Genomic DNA, 18,451 nt, shown 5'->3' with positions numbered 1-18,451 from the left:
ACCACGCTCACCCTGCCTTCCCATCCACGCGCGGGGCGATGAGCATTGGCATGTAGTCGAGCAGGTAGAGGAGGAACGCCACCGTCCACAGCGCGCCAGCCGCCGTGAGGAACGCGAGGTACGACGAGGGCGCGAGGACGGGCGCGAAGACGCGAACGACCGCGGCGAGCGACATGGCGGCGAAGGCCCACGTGGCCCGTCGCGGCGCGACGATCTTCCTACCGGTGTGTCCGAGCGCGACGCGTGCCATCATTCCAAGACACAGCGAGCCGATCGCTCCGACCGTCGCAGCATGGACCCAGGAGGCGCGGGGTATCCACGGCACGAGAGAGGCCCCGGCGCGAAGGACGAGTCCAAGGGGGAGCCACGCGTAGCCGAGATGAAGGATCCAGAGCATCGGCTCCCGTAGGGAATGACGGGGGCCCCAGTACACGGCGCGTGCCGCGGCGACGAGGCCGACGACGCCAGCGACAAGCGCGACGATTGGCTCCTCGCGTCCCGTAGCGTCGAGGATGACGAGGGCGGAGAGGCCCACGACCGTCGCCTGATCGAGCCGCCGTACCGATCGAATCGAGCTCGCCCCGGTCGCGTTGCGCGTGAACATCGGGATGACGCGTCCGGAGATCACGCCGATCAGGACGAGGACCACGTCGATCCCGACGAGGCATGCGCGTCGTCCCGAGAGCGCGCCGACGACGCCCAAGGCCTCGAGATGGACGACGAGGTTCGCCGTCGTCATCACCGCGAGGATCGCGAGCATCACGAAGTTCCGTCGGTTGTTGGACGCAACAATAGGACGAGCCAGCACCACGGCGAGCGCGGGCAAGAACGCGAGATCGAGCAGTGCCACCAGGCCGTGCGGGATGGAATCGGCGAGCAAGGGCGCCAGCCGACCGACGCACCACAGCAGCGCCAGGCCGAGGAGCGCCGGGCCAGTCGCGGTCTCGCGGCCGGTCCAGTTGGAGACCGCCGTGAGGAGGAAGCCCGCGATGACCGCCGTGGCGAAGCCGAAGACCATCTCGTGCGAATGCCAAACCAATGGATCGAGATACGTGACGGGACGGAGCAGGCCGCCGAGCATCGCGAGCCAGAGAGGCACGATCGCAACCGCGAACGCCGCGGCCAGGAGGAAGAACGGGCGGAAGCCCTTGGCCGCGATCGGGAGAAGCCCCGTCGGCGCAGGCGCTGGCCCGATGTTGGTCAAGAGCGACCGTCCCATTTGTCACCTCGGCTCCTGCAGTGGCGGGCCACGAAGGTCGACTTCTTCATGGCGCCTTGTCGCGGCAGTCTGCACCCCTCGTGCCCTCGCATTTCGAAGCCCTCGCGCGAGGATGTTCTCGATTCCGGACGCAATCGATGCAGCCGCGAGCAAATCCTGCGCGGCCTTCAAGACGGCTTCGTCTGCTCCCGAACGAACCCCGCGCGCATCGCTCGAGCGCGCGCCGAGCCCAATGTCCGCGTCGCGAGACCCGCGCCGAGCGAAGCCTCCGCGTCCGCGTCGCGAGACCTGTCCCAAGCGAAGCGTCGCCGAAGGCGACGCCAAACCAGACTGGTGCACGGGAAGGGACTTGAACCCCCACGCCTTGCGGCGGCGGAACCTAAAGACGATTTTTGGTCGACGCTCGCTGATTTTCGCGGCGTTTTTTGTGTTCGCACGGACGCTCGCTTGGAACCGTCGACAGGCGCCGCCGCGTCTGCTGCCGCGTCAGAAAGCTCGGGGATGGCCTCGGCCAAGGACGCCAGTTCTCCGGCGCCGATGTCCTGGAAGGTCTGCGTCAGCCGGCGATACGTTGCGATCTGTCCCGACGATCGGTGGCCCGTACGGTTCGTCACCCAGGCCTCCGTTCGTCCACACGCCAGCGAGACCGTGACGAAGGTCGCCCGCAGGTCGTGGAGCCATGCCCGTCGGCGGGCGTCGGTAGTCTCGAACAACTCCGGTCGCTCGATTTTCGCCACCTGCAGGTGATCGCGAAAAGCGTCTGCAAGGTGACCACGGTTTTCGACCTGCTCGAACACCTCACGGTCGGCAGCCGGTTCGCCTCGCAGCCTGTGCCATCGCCTGAGCGCTTCGGCGGTGCCAGGATCGAGCGCCCACGAACGGGGATCGTCGGTCTTGTTCACGTCGAGGCGAACGGCCCCGCGTGTCAGGTCCAGATCGCCCCAGGTCATGTGAAGAGCTTCGCTTGAGCGCATGCCCTCACGGGCAAGGAAGCCGTAGAACACGCGACTTGGAAGCGGGATCGTCGTCGTGCCGAGCAGCCGAGCGTCTTCGTCGGGGTACAGGGCCGCCTTCGCCTTCCGCTTGCGGAGCTTCGGCAGGAAGCCACGGGGCAGGGGAGACGCGGCGAGGAGCCTGCACGGGTACACAGCGAGCGCGAACACCCGCGAGAGAAGCTGCGCGACATGACGTCGGCTAGCAGGTGACAGGCTCGCCGGCAGTTTCTGCATGACTTCGAGCGCGGCATCGAGCCAGCCGTCATCGGAAAGCAGCTTGTCACCGACGACCGGGTAGACGTGCGCCTCGAGGCGAGAAATGTCGTCATCGGCGCTCCGCTTGAAGCGGACGTGATCAGGGTACTGCCGGTGCAGTTCGCCGCCGGTCCAGCGTTCGGCGAAGGTCCGGAAGGTCAGCCCTGTCTTCGGGCCGGGCTTGACGAGCTTGCCCGCCACGATGCCGTCGACAGCGCGGACAAGCGCCGCCAACTTCTCAGCGTCGGCCGTCGCGGCGCTCTCCACGATCTTGTCGACGAAGTCCGTCTGTTGCGTTGCTCGCAGGCGGTTGACGAGCTCTTGGACCACGTGGGCCCGCTCGGTCGCTTCGTCGAGCGACTTCGCCCACGGGAGGAGCTCCGAGCGCCGCTTCTGCGGGGCGACGGTTACACGCATGAAGAACGAGCCGCGAGACTCGTAGGCCCCACCCTTTGACGCTCGGAGCTTCCCCATCAGATGCTCGCCTTTCTCGACTCGTCCACGCGCTGCACATCGTTGGCGGGAACGCCGACGTTCATAATCTCGGCTCGCAGCGCGATGCGATGGATCGCGTCCTGAAGAAATGCGCGCTCAGGCGGCGCATCGTCGTTGCCAAGTGCGACCGTGAGCATGTGGAGGTCGTTCGCGATGTCAACGAACGGTCGAGCGCCGATCGCGTGTTCGTGTGCGGCCATAGCCGCCATGAGCTTGCGTTGGGCCATCATCACCATGCCGAGACCGGGGTGTGTGGCCTCTCCTTCGTCCCAGACGTCAAGCCTCTCCACGCCTTGGAGGGTGATGCTCACCTCCTCCAGGAGGTTGATCACCAGGTCGCCGGTGTTCTCGCAGGTGCCGGTCACCTCAAACACTGTCAGCTGCGAATGTTGAACCCGGCTCGGCGGAGGGGCCGCTTCAACCGGTTCGGCCCCAGCCGCCCGGGTTCTTCTTCTTCTCGGTGCGGGCTCGGGTTGCGAGCACCTGAGTTCGTCCCGCGTGCGCCCGAACTCTTCGAGAGCTCTTCTGTCGGTCGCGGCTTGTGCTTTGGGCGTCTTCGATCTTCTCGGTGTATGCTGGTTCATGTCGGGACCTCTCATCAGGTTCGGACCATGGCCGGCGGGTGCGCTAACACTCGGTCGGCCGCTTTCATTTCAGCGTGGTTTTGGCTTCGTGTCGCCGAAGCGCTCGCGATACGCGGTGCGGATGAAGGAGCGGATGAAGTCGGAGACGTTGAGACCGGCGTCGTCCGCGAGCATCTGGATCATGTCCATTTCCTCGAGGGCGATACGCACGTTCAATCGCTCGTTCCGATCGGAGGGAGGACGCGGCGCCATCTGAGTTCCAGTATACTCACACTACGCTGACGCGCAAGGCGCCGCTGTCAAATTTTCCGCTGCCCTCGATTGTCACGCTGCGACTTACTGGTCGAAGTCGTCGAGATCGACAGCTAATCCTTCGTCGCCGCGACCTCGACACTCGGGATGTCGGTCAAGCCAGCCGAGGGCGTTGAACCGCTCGAACGTTTCCTCGTCGGCGCATTGGACATCTCGCACGAACCGGCGTCGCGTCTCCTCCGACATCGCCGCAAGTGTCCTGTCGACGTTCGCCGCGGTGAGCGTCTGCAAGATCTTGCGGAAGTCGGTTCGACGTCGCGGCATGGCTTCTACCCCTCCCGTGAATATGCGACCCTCCATCGTTGGAGGGAAGGCATGCGAATCGGTCAGACGCTTCGGACTCTAGGTGCGGGTGCGGTGCTTTATGTGGTGATGGCGGCGTGCGGGGCGTCAGACCGCGCCGCCGGTCTCGCGGCGTCGAACGACGACGGAGGCGGCGGCGGCTCGGTCGACGCCTCTGAGATCGTCGACGCGTTCGTCGACAGCATGACGAACCCGGTCGGCGACGCGAAGGCGGACCCGCTACCGCCCGACGTGGCGACAGAGAAGTGCGACAAGATCCTGAAGTACGGCGGCGTCACGGACTACTACGTGGCCGAGCACGCCTACCCGGGCAAGACCGCAGCGGAGTTGGCGCTGGTTCATTTCACAATCACCGCGCCCAACTACCTGGAAGGGTACTCACTTCAGTTCGGCTCTGGCGGGTACGTTCGCGATGGTAGCGTCGCCGTCATGTGCGACATGGTGAACGGAACCCCATCGACGAAGACCGTGACCTTCGTCCTTCCGCGCTAATCGATTGGGCACGGAAGCGAGAAGGCTAACGAGAACGTCAGATCGGGGAGGCTCGGCAGTCCAGGAATGCCGATCGGCACGCCGAAGCTGAATGAGAACCCGGGGAAATTGCACCCACTCATGTTGGCCCTCCGAGAAACACGTTGAGCGATGGCTGTCCCGCGGGACCGCTAAGCCCAACGAGAGCTGCAACTCCGGTTGATGGATTTGGTCCAATGAATGTGTTCCCAGCGATATACGCGGCCTTGCCCTTCGACAGCGCGACGATTTCGCCGTTCTTCAAGCGCATGAAGCCGCTGTCCTTCTGGAGCAGTTCCACACCGTTCGGCGTCATCTGAATCACGCTTTTCGCGTCGCCTCCCGACGCGACGAACCAAGACACGACGCCGTTCTGCACGACGCCACCGCTGCCGTCTTTCGCCTGAACAGTGACGCCGGAGGTTCCGCCGCTGCGTGGCGTGCCGACTGAGACGAACTCGTTCTCGGAGCTCTGGATTGCCACGCTCTTTCCTCGAATGACAACATGTGTAGCGTCACCGAAGTCGAGCACCACGCGATCGTCTGCGAGCTGCCGCTTGGTGTGCGTGGTCTCGACCGACGCGAAGATCACACCGGCTCCTGCCAGTTCCTCCATCCCCTTCGGGATCGCCACGTAGACCCGCGTTCCCTTCGGAGGGATGCGTGCGCCAGCGAGCGAGGACATCTGGCAGACGATTTCGTAGCCCTGAGCGACGCCGGTCTTCGTCGGCTCGCCCGGGGTCTTGCCGCGGTAGAGTGTGACGAAGACCATCGTCAGGCCGCCGTTGGTTGCGCTGCCCGGTTCGAAGTGTTCGTCCCTGCTTGCCCAACCGACGGTGCCAATGTCGATCTGCGCTGAGCTGTAGTCCTTCGCCGGGTTGTAGAGATCGTCTTCAATCATCGTGTACTCCTTTCACGGCCTCGCTGCGCCCCAGTTACGAACCGAACGAGACGACGTCGGATTGCGGGAGATGTCCTGCAGCTTGTCGACGGTCAAACGAGCGATACGGCTCGGATCCTGATTGCTTGAGACGACGATTTCGACCTTCTGGATCGTCGTGCCACCGCCGCCACCACCGGCGCCCTTCTTGGCCTGAGGCTCCGAATCCTTCTCGGGCCGGAGCAGATCGCTATGGTTGCCGATCTGTTTCGTAACTAGCGCTGCCACCTTTGTCGGCTCCCCATCTCCTCTGAGCCACTCGGGCAGCATTTCCCGAACCTTCTTTTGGAACCACTCAGTCGCCTGGAAGTAGCCATCGGTAAGGGTCACGACCGCTTCCGCTTGCTTCACGAAGCTGTCGACGACAAACAGCGTCGCCGTTCCGAGACCGTCTGCGACTGGCGAAAGCGTCGTCCACAGGTGACTCAATCGGTCACCAATGCGTCCGGCACTCTCGGTGGTGTCTTTCAGTGCGAAGGTTGCCGCACCATGAAAAACCGACGTCGAATCGGTAAGAGCATGCTCGGCGCCGACCGCTGCGATGGCAAACGCACCAATCGCCAGTGCCGCTGGACCGGCCGCAGTGGCCATCGCCGCGCCGGCAGCCTCACTACCGCCCGCAGCCGCCGTCAAGATTGGAGCTAGCGCCGACGCGGTGCTGGCACCTGCACTGAGAGCGCCGCCACCGACCTTTACGGCAGCGTACGCCTGAAGGACGCCCTCAAGCTTCTTGAAGAGGTTTGGATCGGCGAGCGTCTTCTTCAGCACGTCGCCGATTCGAGCGACCATCGGCTCGATGCGCTTCCAAACGCTCGAGAGCTCCTGCCACGCGTTCTCGGCGAATGTCCGAATGGTGGGATACCATTCAAGGATCTTCATCCGCCCCCACTCGAACGCGTAGGCAAGCTTCTCGCCCGCCTTCTCGGCGAAGTCTTCGACCTTCGACTGATTCGCATCGAACCAGCCGTTTGAGGTCGCCAGGGCGTGCTTCACGCTATCGAACAGCGGAAGCGTCGCCTTCTGAAGGAGGTTCTTGGCGTTGTCCTTCATCGTCGACGACAGCGCGTCGAACGAGTTGGAGAAGACGTCGATTGCCGGGGAGTACTTCGCGATCTCGGTCTCGACCTTCTTGAGTCGATCCGCGCCGGACATCGCGTTGAACTTCTTGGACTCATCGCCCGTGAGGCCCAACATCGTGCCGAAGACGTTGTGAGCGCCCGACCGCCCCTGGAGGAGCTGGGCGAACTCACGCGCCGCCTGGTCCATCTGTACGCCGGTTGCGGCTGCAGCGGCCATCGCGTTGGCGCTCATCTTCTCAAGCTGCTCCGTCGATGCCCCCGCCTGGAATCCGGGCGTCGCACCGAGCTTGAAGAAGCTCATGAGGTCCTTGAACTCGCCAGGGAGCGCCGTTGCGTCGCGGCGCATCTCCTTCACGATGTCCGCAGACATCGACATGGCGTTGACCATGCCGCCCGAAACGCCCTGAGCGTTCAGGATGGCGCCGATGGAGATCTTGGTTTGCTCGAGCTCGTTGTTGAGCGCAGCGACGCCGTAGGCGATGGCTCCGCCGGCAGCGATAGCGCCGACCTTCGTGAGCCCCGCAGCGATCGCAGCAGTTTGCTCGACGGCCCCCGTGAACGCGCCAGCGAGGGTGCTCGCGGCGTTGCCGGCGAGATCTTTCAGCTTGCCAAAGCTGTCGCCGATCTTCTCGCCAGCCTTGCCGACCTTCTCGAGCTGCGGGCCGACCTGGGCACCCAAGGACCCACGCGTCGACATGTCGACGATCAACTTGTACGTCAGATCTGACATGGTTCACCTCATCGGAGCGAAGAAGTCGATTGCGAAGATGAGAAGGCAGTTCGGCGCCCCGCCCGACCAATCGACCTTCAAAGCACCGGTCGTGTTGTCGGCGAAGATTCGAACGCTCGTGCCGTTCGTCATCTGCGTGAACGAGTTGTAGTCGACGTAGGCAGCGGCCCCGACGGTTCCCGTGATGAAGGTGTGACCGAACCCAGTGACGCCCGCTTTGGTGTAGATGGGCGTGATGTTCACCCCAGGGTTGGCCCACGCGAACTGGCTCGCATTCGTGCCGGCCGTCGCCGTGTAGCGAGTTAGCCGCCCACGCCAATCCTGGCTCGCGTCGACGATGCCGCCATTCGTATGGCTTTCGCTTCCGGTGATTAGGTTGATGGCGATGAGCCGCGTCTCGATGCCAGTGGCGGCGGAGCTCGCATAGAGCTGCGGAGGCGTCCCGCTCGAACCCCAAGCCCCTTGCTGAGCGGTCGTGGCCGTGCCGGCGTTGACCCACGACGCGGTGTTACCTCCGAGAACGCGGCTTAGCGACAGACACGGCGCCACGGTCGCGATGTCGTTCGTCGCGACGGCAGAACCGGACGTGAAGCCGTTGGGGACGCGCACGTAGGCGAGAGGGATGTAGAAGAGGCCTCGACCGTCCGGCTGCACCGTGTCGACTGGCAGCGATGGCCATACTGGCGAGGCAGCTGCCGTGCCTTGCACGACGCCGATCGTGACAACGTTCTTCACCGTCGTAATGAGCGACTGCGCAGTCACCACTCTCGAGAGCACATCCTTCATGTATCTCGTGAAAGAGTTGCCGTTGGCTTCGAGTGTAAACGTCGCATACACCAGATCCCACCGCGGGTTGCCACTCGCATTGGCAGCAAGCGCCTGAGTCGCCGGCAGGGCAGTCGCCCCGGTGAAGACCGCCGACCGGATGTCTTGCCAGTTGTCGGCCGGACTAGTGGCGGCGAGATTGCGGGAGCCAACGACTGCCCTAAACGTGTTGATCGTGACGCTGCCTGTTCCTGCCTGCACGGTCGGAAGAGGTGTGTTTGCGTAGCCGGCCGGAATGATCCCCTTGGCGTACGCAGATCCTGTGTATGGCGCCATCCGGAGCAGTTCGGCGAACACCCGGTCGTCAGCAAGCGAGGCTGCCTTGGAGATCATGTTCAAGTCGCTGGTCTGGAGCTCCTGACCATTCATCTGAAGCTGAAATCGCTCTTGCATCACTCACCTCCTTCATCGTCGCCGTGCACAAGCGACGGATCCGGCAGCTCGGCCGGTTGGTTCTCGAATACGAAGTAGCGTCGGTCTCTCACCTCGGCGGCCCCTCGAAAGGGGCCAGCCGATGCGAGAAGGCCGAGCGTGCTCGACCTAGACCCCTTCACGTAGGCACCACGTTGGCGGGAGCGCTAACGTTGCCGCCCTGAGCGGCGGGCGTATACGTGAACGCGTAGGGCACCGTGTTGGCATCGAGCAGCGGCCCCGATTCGAGACGAAGCTTGATGCCGGTGATCGTGGCGAGGCTCTGAGCGACGGTCTGGGCGTCGGTCAGCGTGTTCGCCATGAACGAGTACGAGAACTGGCCGCCGGCGTCGGGGGATTGCTTGATGAAGTAACGCTTGTTCGGATCGTATGCGGGCATGTTCAGACCTCCTTGTTGGACTTGTTGGCTGCGATGGCTTCTTCGATGTCGAGAAGCGCGATCTTGCGCGATTGGACTGCGTCGAACGCTTCATTGAGGCGCTGCTCGGCCTCTTCGCGCTCCTGCTCGAGTGTCTTCTTCGGCTTGGCGCCGGTTGCGCCGGTCGCCATGTTCAACAGCGCTTCGCCGGCGCTCCGGCCAACACGAGCGGGTTGCGGGATCATGTTCAAGAGGCTGCGTCCCACACTTCGATTCTGAGTACTCATCGCTATTTCCTTTCTCGACTGCCCAGCGCTCGGTTCGCGAACTCAAACTGGGCTGATGTTGCAAGGGGGTTCGGCTGCTTGAACCCGTTCACCCAAAGGAACTCTGTCGTCACCGGTGTAACCAGCAGCTCGCACTGCTGGTGGTCTCGTTTCTCGGCAGCGCGCATGTAAGCGATCGCCACATTTGCCGTCACGCGGATGTCGGCGGGATCCACTTTTCGGACATGGATCGCTTCGCCCAACGTCGCCGCGAGAGCCTTTGCTTTGGCCAGTTCCTCGCCCTGCAAGTAGCAAAGCGCCTGCATCCCTCGCTCGGCGTCCGCGATTTGGCGATCGAGATCGACAAGACGGTAGACGTAGCAGTCCATGAGACTGGCGATGAGTGTCGGGACGTCGGCTTTCGCCAGGTGCTCGGCGATCTTCTCGTGCGTCTCGTCGGCTACGGCCTTCTTGTATGCCGCCCGCGCTTCCGACGCTCCGACCTCGGCGATCTCGAGGTCCGTTTGCGTTGCTTGAATCTTTGCATCGACCGTCCGGAGCTCTTCCCGCCTCGATGGATCTTGGGCGCACGCTCGAACGAGCGTCGCTCGCACCGACGACATGGCCTCAAGTTCGTCCCTCGTATCGACGATCACCTGCTCGGCTCGGTCGAGAGCCACTTTTGCTTCTGCACTATTCATTCGGGGTCCTTTCACGGAACAAATCCTCTCGGGATGTGGCGAGTCACTCGCGGCGCCGTCGGCGACATCGACAGAAGGCCGTTTTGCTCGGCGAGCGCCGCGGTAATCAGAAGTGCCACGTAGTCGTCGTGTCGATTGCCACGAGCGCCGAACGTGAGCTGACCACTCGGCGTGATCTTCTCTTCGAACTCGAGCAACTCACGACGGAGCTTTTGGTGCGGTCGGGTCTCATCGCTCGTCGGCGAGCCACGCTCGTGAGGTAGCCACAACTGCCCGTCTCGCATCCAACGGCGGACCGTCTCGACGCCTTCGGGTTTGTTCGCACTCGTCCAGGCGATCGACGTGAAGGTGATGTTCTGCTGTGCAAAGAGCGAGGTCAGCGCGTACGCCTCACGCTGGTCGCCGACGACCCGCACGGCGCCGCTCTCTTTGCACTCCTTCGCGATCTGCTTGACGATCTTCTCGGCGCTCACGTTGCGCCAAAAGCCGCTGCCCTCGACGCCTGAGACGTAATCGAACCTCAGGATCGGAGCGAAGCGCTCGTGCGATTTGAGCGGGACCAGCTTCCCTTCGCTATCCGTGTGGAAGTCGAGGTACCAGCCGCCTGCGAAGTGCGAATAGCGGCGCTCGACCTTGTATTCGGAGTGTGTCGGGAGGAGCCAACGACACCGCGCCCACGTCCACGCGTCCGCACGACCGCTCGACGCGTCGATGATGAAAGTCGGAACGGCGGAGATGACGTCCGGTGGCAACCTCCGGCTCACGAAGCACGCATCAACGGCCAGCGAGTCGAATGCACCGACGGCACTCGCCTGGAACTCGCACGCGTACTCGCGAGCCCACTTTCTCGGGTCTTGCTCCTTCTTTCGCGTGCTCTCTTCGGTGACGTGCGGAGCCGCAACCCATGTCGGAGCCGGACCGAGCACGACCTTGGTGGCATCCGTCCCGCTCGCAATCGCCTCGTAGAAGGAACCGAAGTCACCCCATGCCGACCCAACGGCGACAACGGGGGCCAGCGGATGCGTGGCCGTCATCGCGGCGGCGCTCGTGTCGATCTCCGGCGCATCGACGTCAGCGACGCCGCCCGACGGCCACTTCGACCGCTCGTCCTTGCCCACGAAGTACGCTCGCCAGCCCGACGTGGCCGACACGCTGGCGGTCACGACCCGAATCCCGCGCGGCATGTCGTCGATGTCGACCACGTCGCCCGCTGGCCGGTGGCGAACGCCTAGGAGGCGCAGCCACCCCGAGATAATCAGGATGCCTTTGGTCGCCTCATCCTTGAAACGAGACAGAACGACCGCGTAGTGACGCTCGCCCGGTGGCACATCGAAGTCGCCAAAGAGCGTGAAGAAGAGCCCTAGCTTGTAGAGCACCGTCGACTTCGCCGCGCCACGCCCGACGCACGCAAAGAGCTCCAACACTTGCCCCTGCTCGTAGGCGTCGAGCCACTCGCCGATGCCGTCACGCCACCACTGAGTGAGCGGACGCACGCCGTGAGAGGTCAGGACGTCGTCGAACTCGAAGAATTGCGAACGGAGGCTCACGTGCCCCCCTTCATGACCTTGGAGCGGAGCGCATCGAGACCGGTCGCCCGCGGCTTGGCGCCGGCCTCGCGAACGGCAAGCTCGTACGCTGCGAGCAGGTTCTGCCTGCTGTCGTTCGCAAGCGTCGACGCGAGGTGGAAGAGCTTCGCGTCTCCCGACTTAGCCGCCTTGTCCGACACGAACCGCGACGCCGCAAGCTGCAGGCCGGCGCTCGCAACGATGCTCGATGGGCCCGGCCCAACCTCTCCACCGGCTCGAGCGGCGAGGGCCGCGAGGTGATGCCGGACGAACTCGTCGCCAGCGTCGCGGTAGGGCGTGAACTCGGCGTCGGAGGCGAGCGCAGAGAGGCCCAGCGCTGACACGAGACGGGCCCGTGAAGCCTTCGCTACGCCGCCCTTGCGGCCAAGGGCCTTGGCGGACTCAGAATCGCTTACGGTGCCGTTCTGGCGCCGGTTGACCGGTGCCGCTTGGGCCGGTACGGGCGCCGGTAGCTCGTCGGCGGGCAAGACCTCGATACGGGGCACGCCGGCCCCTCGGCCATGGCCTTTGCGCCACGTCATTGGGAAACCTCGTGGAATGCCCCACGCCGCCCCAGCACACGGGGTTCAGGCTTTCGTGTGCTGGGGCGAGGGCCGGGACGTTGGCCCTTCGGCGCTGAGGCCGCCGTGCGCTCATTTGTGAAGTAAGGCGAGCCGGAACGCTTCACCTGCGACCTGGCAGTGCGCGCGAAGATCTCGAACACGAGATCGTTCGCTCGCTTCTGCTCGGCCGCGGACAGCTCCTCTGACCGGTTGAGCGCCTGTGTGAGCGCCTTTCGCGCCTCCTCCAGACGGTGGGCGTTGTCGGCCAAGCTCTCGCTCGCAGCCGCATTCGAGTTGTCGGACGCCTCCGTAGGCTGGCCCGCCAGCACCGGCGGCGGAACAAGACTCCGCCTTTGCGGATGCAAAGCGTGGCATGCCCCGTGACATGACGTGTTCCGGGTTGGCGCGCTTCGGGGGCTTCGGACGTCTTCGTGGACGAGCGTGGACGTGGACAACTCCCCCCGTACCCCCCTCCGTCCACGTCCACGGTGGACGGGCCGGGGGCCCTCACCGTGGATAGAGTGGACAGTGTGGACCGTCCACGGCGTCCACGCGTCCACGTCACGTGTGGTCATTGGCCGCCTCCATGATTGAGAGGGAGACCTTTGAACCGATCTTGGTCTGCACGAGCGCGTTACCAAGGAGGGCAACCGCTGGTGCCCATCGCCGTGCTGAGTCCCCAACCGCGTTCACTCTGGCTTCGCGAACGCTGCACCCCGAATGAGCGCTCACATACGTTCGAATCGAAGCGGCGTCCGCCTCAATGCCGGAAAGACGCTTCTGCTCCTTTGCAGACTTCTTCTCTTCGCGGACTCGCTCTCGCCTCTCGTCGCTCGCCTGCCAAGCTTCGACCATGCGTCCCCCGCGGTCGTCGCACTCTTCGTATTGGTAGCCGGTGAAACGGAGCGGCGACCATGTCGCGCCCGTGGCTCGCCCCTTAGGCGTCGCGAAGATGACATCGCAGGTCTTGCCGTCCCACGTCTCGGGAACGCGAACCATCACCGAGACGCTGTCGGCGGAGTATTCGATATCTCCGCTCTCCTTGCCCATGCCGATGATGGCGTCGGGGTCCAAGATCCGACGGTTGATCGGGCAACCATTCGGATCCGTGTCCCACTCGAGCCTTGCCGATGAGCGAACGTCAATCTTGAGTCGCTCACGAGCAACTGACGAGATGGCGAAGATGGCAACTCCGAGCGTCTTCGCGAGCTCTCGAAGCACGTAGGACGCCTGACCGATGCGAATCCGAAGCTCGGACTCCTTCCCCGCTTCGGCGCCGATCAGCTGCAAGAAGTCGACGACAACCAACAGCGGTCGCGACCCTGGACCGTCGGGCTCGGGGTAGAGCGCCCGAAAGCCTTCGACGGCTGACGCGACGGCCGATGCTGGAAAGCCGTGGGGGCGGCTTACTTCGAAGTGGAACGGGAGGGACACCAGTGCCGGCAAAGCCTCGCGAACGCGTGCGAGGTGCGCCGGGCCGGCCTTGCCGGTCCAAAGGTTCGACCACGGCACGTTCGCTTCGCCACCAAGAAGACGAAGGGCGAGATCGAGTTCTCCGAGCTCCAGCCCGATGTAAAGCACCGGGGTCTTGCGTTTCGCCGTGAACGCGGCGCTCTGGAGAACGAGCTGGGTTTTCCCGAGCCCAGTTCCTGCGTTCAAGACGTGGAGGCCGGGCCAAAGGCCGCCGCCAAAGTGATCGGCGAGAATCGGCCACGGCAAGAGGATTGGCTTTTCGCGACCGTCAGAACGGCGCTGAGCGCGCTCGATGCTGGCTTCAAGAATCGATGCGATAGTCGGAGCCGCGGTGCGGTTCGCCGGCCCTCGATCGAAGTCGTTCGCCGGCTTCTCGCGCTTTGGCGCGGTCTTCTGACGACGCTCTTTGGTTGACGCCGCATCGAGTTCGTCGATGAGGTTCGAAATGGCGCTGGTCAAACGCGCGCCCCTTTCACCAAAGCGACGAGGCGCGCGGCATCCTCAACGAGCGTGCCGGCCTCTTCGTACTGTTCGCGTGCCGTTGTCGCTCGTTCGAGCGCGGCATTCAGGTGGTCGCCAGCTTCGAGAAACTCAACGCGGCGAGCCTCGTGGATCTCCATGCTCACACGAAGAAGGCAGAGCGCCTCCGCAACGCGCGGCACAGCCTCGAAGTGCTCGACTTCGGCGCGGTCGAAGGCGTCTTCGCCGGCAGTCGCAAGGGGCGGCACCGACTCGACCGCAATGCCCTCCGCTTCGAGCCAGTCTGCAAAGAGCTCGCTCATGCCGCCATCCTCCCCGGCCCCCAGCCGACGAGCATCGCGGCACCGCGGAACACGATGTGCGGCGTCCACCCGGGAAACTTGAATCGGTCACGCTCGATGTAGTCGACGACCGCCTCGAGCCCCATGTCCCGGGCTTGCTCGGTCGTGACGACGTCGAGCACTTCGTAGTCGGCGGAGAGGAGTACGATCACGATGCGCGCCTCACTCCAAGCTCAGCGTGGACCGAGTCATCGACGCTGGTCTCGTTGGCGGGCTTGCCGACGAGGAGCGCCGTTGACCGTGCGTAGCGTCGCCACGCATCTGGCGTCATTCGTCGGTCGCGACCTTCGGCCCAGACCTCAGGATCGCCGGCGTCGTGTCCTGCCTTCCAGACACGCAGGTACTTTGTTCGAGAAGAGCAGGGGCGCTCGCCGTCGTGCTGCGAGTGAACGGCGGAGCCGGCACCCTGGATCGTCATCGGCGTGAAGCACCGACCGCATGCGAGCGTGCCGTCTACGATCGACGCCGGCTGAGGAGGCGCGCATCTACACGCGAGAACGATTCGTGGTCTCTTGATTTCGGAGTCGCTGAGTGCCAAGTTTCACCTCGTCGCTGACGCCGGCGGTTGGGCATTGAGGGGCCCACCGTCGGCGTTGCCTTTTCAGGCAGCCTGGGGCGGCGGATCCGAGCTCGGTCCGGCGTTCACCGGCAGAAGCCCAAGCCGCTGCATTGCCTCCTCAGCGCGCTGACCTGCGCGGCCGCGAAGAGACTTCGGGCCCTTGCGCAATGCCTTGCGCGCGGAGTTCTGGCAAATGTCGGCTTCGAGAGCGAGTCGGAGTTCGTCGCGCTGCATCGTGCATTCGTTATGCAGCGCGATCTTTCGCGCAGCATTACGACACTTCGTTGCAACGAAACGTCGGTTACAAACGAGAGCGATGGCGACGGCCGAGCACTAGTCCGGCGCGCCGAGCGGCCTTCCGCATCGCGTCGGTTTCGGCGATCAGAACTACCTCGGGGCGAGCATCGATCGCCAACTCGCGAGGACGGTTGCCTACGAGCAAACTCACAACGGCGAATGCGCGTGCTGAGTGCTGGTCAGGCCAGTTTCGGGCGATCTGTCGTGCGAGCCTGCCGCGGTCGCTGCGAGAGCGGTCCTCGTGTCGCCACGGCGGATCAATGTCACCGGAGACGTCACGCTCTCGGAGCGCTTCGAGCAACTGCGCAAGTTCGGGAAGGAAGGCGTCCCCCGCTTCATCGTCAGCGAGCCGACTCGACTCGATGAGACGCTCGACCTTCACGGTCCAACGCCTCGCCTCATCGAGGAGCGCCTTCGCGGCCTTTCGTTCGCGGACAACCCTCGCGTCCGAGGAAAGAATCGCGCGCCAAGCGCCAGACCAACGTCGTCCGAATGAGAGAAAGAACTCCTGTTCGCAGAGCGCGAGAAGATTGGTCTCGCGCTTGCGCGTTTTCTTGCCCTTCGACAGATGGACGCGTGTTGCCGCCACGACTGGAGACTACTTCCTCTCGCCGTGCCGCTTCGTGGTGAGATCGATGACGTTCGCGGCGCTCGCCATGCGCAACGCACTGAGCTCCTCAAGCGCTTGCTTCGCGAGGTCCCATTGCTCGGCCGCCGACGCCGCTTGAGCTGTCTTCGTGAGCCGGTCGATTGCCGCCGCGTAGGTGGCGGCGTTCGCGGCTGCAACCCCCTCCGTGGGGGTAGCGTTTTGGCTACCTAACTCCTCGGAAGTGCACGGGAAGGGACTTGAACCCCCACGCCTTGCGGCGGCGGAACCTAAATCCGCTGCGTCTGCCAATTTCGCCACCCGTGCGGAGTGACTGCGTCTGCTCCCGGATGTCCTTAGCACAACCCGTTAGCGGGCGCGGGCAGTTCCTCCGCCCGAGCTCGGGGAGAGGGGGTGTTCCTTCAAAAGCTTGCTGGCGAGGTACATCCGGTAGCGGCTCTCGGGGATGCCCTTGTTACACGTGCCGGACATGAACATGGCGAGGCGTTCGTCGGTCCTGTGCGAGCCGCACTTCTGGAGCGACTCGCGGATGATCTTGATGGCGGCGCGCGTGCAGACTTCGGGATCGTCGAGCGCCTTCTGCGGATCGGGAAGGTGGCGCTTGTCGATCTGGTAGAGGCAGAACCACTTGCCGTTGCCCGACTTCGCCGTCGGCTTCAGGCGGCTCTCGTACCAGGCGATCGACACGAGCAGCGCAGCCGTGCGTTCCTCGGAGTGGTCCTCGAAGAGTGGTTCGCTCTCGGCCACGCGTGCGATGGCCTCGGCCGTTTTCTCGAAGGTCGGCCGCCACGGAGCGGTTGGTTCGAGGGCCGTCATCAATCCGACGACCCATGCGACGGGAACGCTCATCCGCCCCACCTTTCAATCGGATGGCCTTGAGCGCAAGCCTTAGCGGACGTGATCGATCTTCACACTTCGTGATTTCGGTGCGTTACGTGCTCATGCCGACACCGGAGCACACGCTTTTTTTCTGCGTCGCACGTGGTGGTCATGAGCGTGAGGCTCAGAAAGTTCCGCTGAGGCCACCCACGGTGCCGCCCGCGATCGGGCTCACGAAGGCTCTGCCGGTCGTCGGATGTGAGTCCCAATCCGTGAAGAATGCACCTATAACGGCGGTGGCGGCGCCGAGCACGATCGCTCCGCCGATGGTGACGTTGGCGCGCGCTTGTGCGCTCTGACCGTCGTCCTTCAGTGCGCCGCATCCGGTGGCGTTCGACTGCGTGCATCCAGCATCGGTGAAGTCGGTATGTCGGCCCTTCGTATCGAGCGCGAAGTAGGTCGCGAGGATGCCGACGACACCGGTGACGCCAACGCCGGTCCAAAAGACGGCCTTCGGGAGCTTGTTCGCCGAGCCTTGGGACGTCGTGACGTGCAGCGCCTCCGGACTCGGTTCGGTCGCCGCCGAAGTTCCGACGTCGGTGATCTGCTCGGGCTTCACGTCCACCGTCTTCGTTTGCGTGTCGTTGTCTGCTTGCACGACGACGGTGTGCTGGCCAATGCGCACCCAGATGGCACGACGTGTCTCGATGGGGGCGCCGTCCACCGTGGAGGTGCACGGGCGCGCTCCTTCGCAATTCACACGAAGGCGTCCCGCGCGGCCGCTGAAGCGTGCCTGGGCGCTGTCGACCGCCGTGGCCAGCGTGCCATGGGCTTGCTCGCGTTTGCTTCGTTCGAGCAGCTCGGAGCCGAGCACGGGATCGTCGATGGTCAGCGTTGCTTCGAGCGCCGCTTGGAGAGCGACGGCGCTCGGCGCGAGAGCATCGGCGCGCGCGAACTCTTCGGCCGCTTTCGCGTAGTCGCCTTGTTTGTGGGCGGCGAGCCCGCGGTCATAGGCCTCCTTCGCGCGTGCGCGAGCCGGGCCCGACTCCTCGGCGTGGGCCGAGAGACCGAGGGTGAAAATGACGGAGGCCAGGGCCACCGAGGCGAGCCGAGAACGAACGCCCATCACTGGCAGCCCTTGCCCTGACACATGCAGAAGTTCTGAGAGCAGTCTTCGGTCGTGCAGTGCGCGCCGCTCGAGCAGTTCGTGAAGCAGCCGTTGCCGGGGCAGCTCACGTTGCACGTCGAGACCGACGCGCACTGGAGCTGACAGTTTCCGCCAGGACAATCGACGTCGCAGTTCGCGCCGCTCTCGCACGAGATGTTGCAGCCGCCGCCCTGGCACTCGAACGTGCAGCTCGCGGCGGCGCCGCACGACATCTCGCAACCAGGCATGGTGCACTCGAGGGTGCAATGACCTCCGGGAGGACACGAACAACGTTCGCCCGGGTGGCACTCGACCTTCGTGACGGGGCCATCGGGTTGTGATGCGTCGGGCGCGCGCCCGTCGGTCTGTGCGGAGGCATCGGGCGCGTCCGTCGTGCTCGTCGAGCTCGGCGTCGAAGGCGTCGACTCCTTTCCGATGGACCAGTCGTACGAGCACGCGCTCATGAAGAGGCACGGCGCGAGGGCAAACGCGAAGAGCGCGACGAATCCACGCATTGGCTTCAGCATACGGTGACTTCGGCCAAGCGCATCCATGTCCTGACGGCGAGACGCGGATGTCGTCGCGGGTCAAAACGG

21 protein-coding genes and 1 tRNA gene are annotated in these 18,451 nt (G+C 64.3%); 1 reads left to right on the top strand and 21 read right to left on the bottom strand.

Annotated elements, in window-relative coordinates; translation table 11 throughout:
- Nucleotides 1-7: 7 nt before the first annotated feature.
- The 5 genes from AKJ09_RS51230 to AKJ09_RS51210 all read right to left on the bottom strand — a co-directional run bounded on the left by AKJ09_RS51230 (nt 8) and on the right by AKJ09_RS51210 (nt 4,124).
- The gene (locus tag AKJ09_RS51230; protein ID WP_146655170.1) at nt 8-1,219 is read right to left on the bottom strand and encodes an NnrS family protein; all 1,212 of its coding nucleotides are present in this window, start codon (nt 1,217-1,219) and stop codon (nt 8-10) included.
- A 167-nt stretch (nt 1,220-1,386) separates the two neighbouring features.
- Entirely contained in the window at nt 1,387-2,943 is a 1,557-nt protein-coding gene (locus AKJ09_RS51225; RefSeq protein WP_146655169.1) for a tyrosine-type recombinase/integrase, read from the bottom strand.
- Nucleotides 2,943-3,548, bottom strand: coding sequence for a hypothetical protein (locus AKJ09_RS51220; protein ID WP_146655168.1), 606 nt, complete (start codon nt 3,546-3,548; stop codon nt 2,943-2,945). The genes AKJ09_RS51225 and AKJ09_RS51220 overlap by 1 nt, the downstream gene beginning before the upstream one ends.
- Before the next feature lie 69 nt (nt 3,549-3,617).
- Entirely contained in the window at nt 3,618-3,800 is a 183-nt protein-coding gene (locus AKJ09_RS51215) for a plasmid mobilization protein (RefSeq protein ID WP_146655167.1), read from the bottom strand.
- An 84-nt stretch (nt 3,801-3,884) separates the two neighbouring features.
- A complete protein-coding gene (locus AKJ09_RS51210) occupies nt 3,885-4,124 on the bottom strand; it encodes a hypothetical protein (RefSeq protein WP_146655166.1) in 240 nt (79 codons plus the stop codon).
- Between the two features lie 51 nt (nt 4,125-4,175).
- On the opposite strand from AKJ09_RS51210, the gene AKJ09_RS51205 reads away from it, so the two are divergent.
- Nucleotides 4,176-4,655, top strand: coding sequence for a hypothetical protein (locus AKJ09_RS51205; RefSeq protein WP_146655165.1), 480 nt, complete (start codon nt 4,176-4,178; stop codon nt 4,653-4,655).
- Between the two features lie 118 nt (nt 4,656-4,773).
- Here the strand turns inward: AKJ09_RS51205 and AKJ09_RS51200 are convergent, their stop codons facing one another.
- The 16 genes from AKJ09_RS51200 to AKJ09_RS51125 form a co-directional block, all read right to left on the bottom strand.
- The gene (locus AKJ09_RS51200; RefSeq protein ID WP_146655164.1) at nt 4,774-5,574 is read right to left on the bottom strand and encodes a hypothetical protein; all 801 of its coding nucleotides are present in this window, start codon (nt 5,572-5,574) and stop codon (nt 4,774-4,776) included.
- A gap of 12 nt (nt 5,575-5,586) precedes the next feature.
- A complete protein-coding gene (locus AKJ09_RS51195; protein ID WP_146655163.1) occupies nt 5,587-7,422 on the bottom strand; it encodes a hypothetical protein in 1,836 nt (611 codons plus the stop codon).
- Nucleotides 7,423-7,425: 3 nt separating this feature from the next.
- The gene (locus AKJ09_RS51190) at nt 7,426-8,640 is read right to left on the bottom strand and encodes a hypothetical protein (RefSeq protein ID WP_146655162.1); all 1,215 of its coding nucleotides are present in this window, start codon (nt 8,638-8,640) and stop codon (nt 7,426-7,428) included.
- 157 nt (nt 8,641-8,797) lie between these two features.
- A complete protein-coding gene (locus AKJ09_RS51185) occupies nt 8,798-9,058 on the bottom strand; it encodes a hypothetical protein (protein WP_146655161.1) in 261 nt (86 codons plus the stop codon).
- A 2-nt stretch (nt 9,059-9,060) separates the two neighbouring features.
- Nucleotides 9,061-9,324 (bottom strand): hypothetical protein, encoded by a 264-nt coding sequence (locus AKJ09_RS51180; RefSeq protein ID WP_146655160.1) that lies wholly within the window; start codon nt 9,322-9,324, stop codon nt 9,061-9,063.
- Nucleotides 9,325-9,326: 2 nt separating this feature from the next.
- Nucleotides 9,327-9,959: a hypothetical protein gene (locus AKJ09_RS51175; protein WP_146655159.1), complete on the bottom strand. Its 633-nt coding sequence runs from the start codon at nt 9,957-9,959 to the stop codon at nt 9,327-9,329.
- Between the two features lie 56 nt (nt 9,960-10,015).
- Nucleotides 10,016-11,551, bottom strand: coding sequence for a hypothetical protein (locus AKJ09_RS51170; protein ID WP_146655158.1), 1,536 nt, complete (start codon nt 11,549-11,551; stop codon nt 10,016-10,018).
- Entirely contained in the window at nt 11,548-12,111 is a 564-nt protein-coding gene (locus AKJ09_RS51165; protein WP_146655157.1) for a hypothetical protein, read from the bottom strand. Before AKJ09_RS51165 ends, AKJ09_RS51170 begins: the two co-directional genes overlap by 4 nt.
- A gap of 582 nt (nt 12,112-12,693) precedes the next feature.
- Entirely contained in the window at nt 12,694-14,064 is a 1,371-nt protein-coding gene (locus AKJ09_RS51160; RefSeq protein ID WP_146655156.1) for a DnaB-like helicase C-terminal domain-containing protein, read from the bottom strand.
- Nucleotides 14,061-14,387, bottom strand: a complete 327-nt coding sequence (locus tag AKJ09_RS51155) for a hypothetical protein (protein WP_146655155.1) — start codon at nt 14,385-14,387, stop codon at nt 14,061-14,063. The genes AKJ09_RS51160 and AKJ09_RS51155 overlap by 4 nt, the downstream gene beginning before the upstream one ends.
- Entirely contained in the window at nt 14,384-14,578 is a 195-nt protein-coding gene (locus AKJ09_RS51150; RefSeq protein ID WP_146655154.1) for a hypothetical protein, read from the bottom strand. The genes AKJ09_RS51155 and AKJ09_RS51150 overlap by 4 nt, the downstream gene beginning before the upstream one ends.
- Before the next feature lie 449 nt (nt 14,579-15,027).
- Nucleotides 15,028-15,219 carry a hypothetical protein gene (locus AKJ09_RS51145; RefSeq protein ID WP_146655153.1) on the bottom strand — a complete coding sequence of 64 codons (192 nt, stop codon included), beginning with the start codon at nt 15,217-15,219 and terminating at the stop codon, nt 15,028-15,030.
- An 894-nt stretch (nt 15,220-16,113) separates the two neighbouring features.
- Nucleotides 16,114-16,195: transfer RNA gene (locus AKJ09_RS51140), tRNA-Leu, on the bottom strand.
- Between the two features lie 42 nt (nt 16,196-16,237).
- Nucleotides 16,238-16,738: a transglycosylase SLT domain-containing protein gene (locus AKJ09_RS51135; RefSeq protein WP_146655152.1), complete on the bottom strand. Its 501-nt coding sequence runs from the start codon at nt 16,736-16,738 to the stop codon at nt 16,238-16,240.
- A gap of 154 nt (nt 16,739-16,892) precedes the next feature.
- Complete coding sequence (locus tag AKJ09_RS51130; protein WP_146655151.1) at nt 16,893-17,834, bottom strand: outer membrane protein assembly factor BamD; 942 nt, start codon at nt 17,832-17,834, stop codon at nt 16,893-16,895.
- On the bottom strand, nt 17,834-18,370 hold the full coding sequence (locus AKJ09_RS51125; protein ID WP_146655150.1) for a hypothetical protein: 537 nt from the start codon (nt 18,368-18,370) through the stop codon (nt 17,834-17,836). Before AKJ09_RS51125 ends, AKJ09_RS51130 begins: the two co-directional genes overlap by 1 nt.
- Between the last annotated feature and the right edge of the window lie 81 nt (nt 18,371-18,451).

The organism is Labilithrix luteola, from assembly GCF_001263205.1.
GTDB classification, from domain to species: Bacteria; Myxococcota_A; Polyangia; order Polyangiales; family Polyangiaceae; genus Labilithrix; species Labilithrix luteola.
This window is presented reverse-complemented; position numbering and strand designations above follow the sequence as displayed.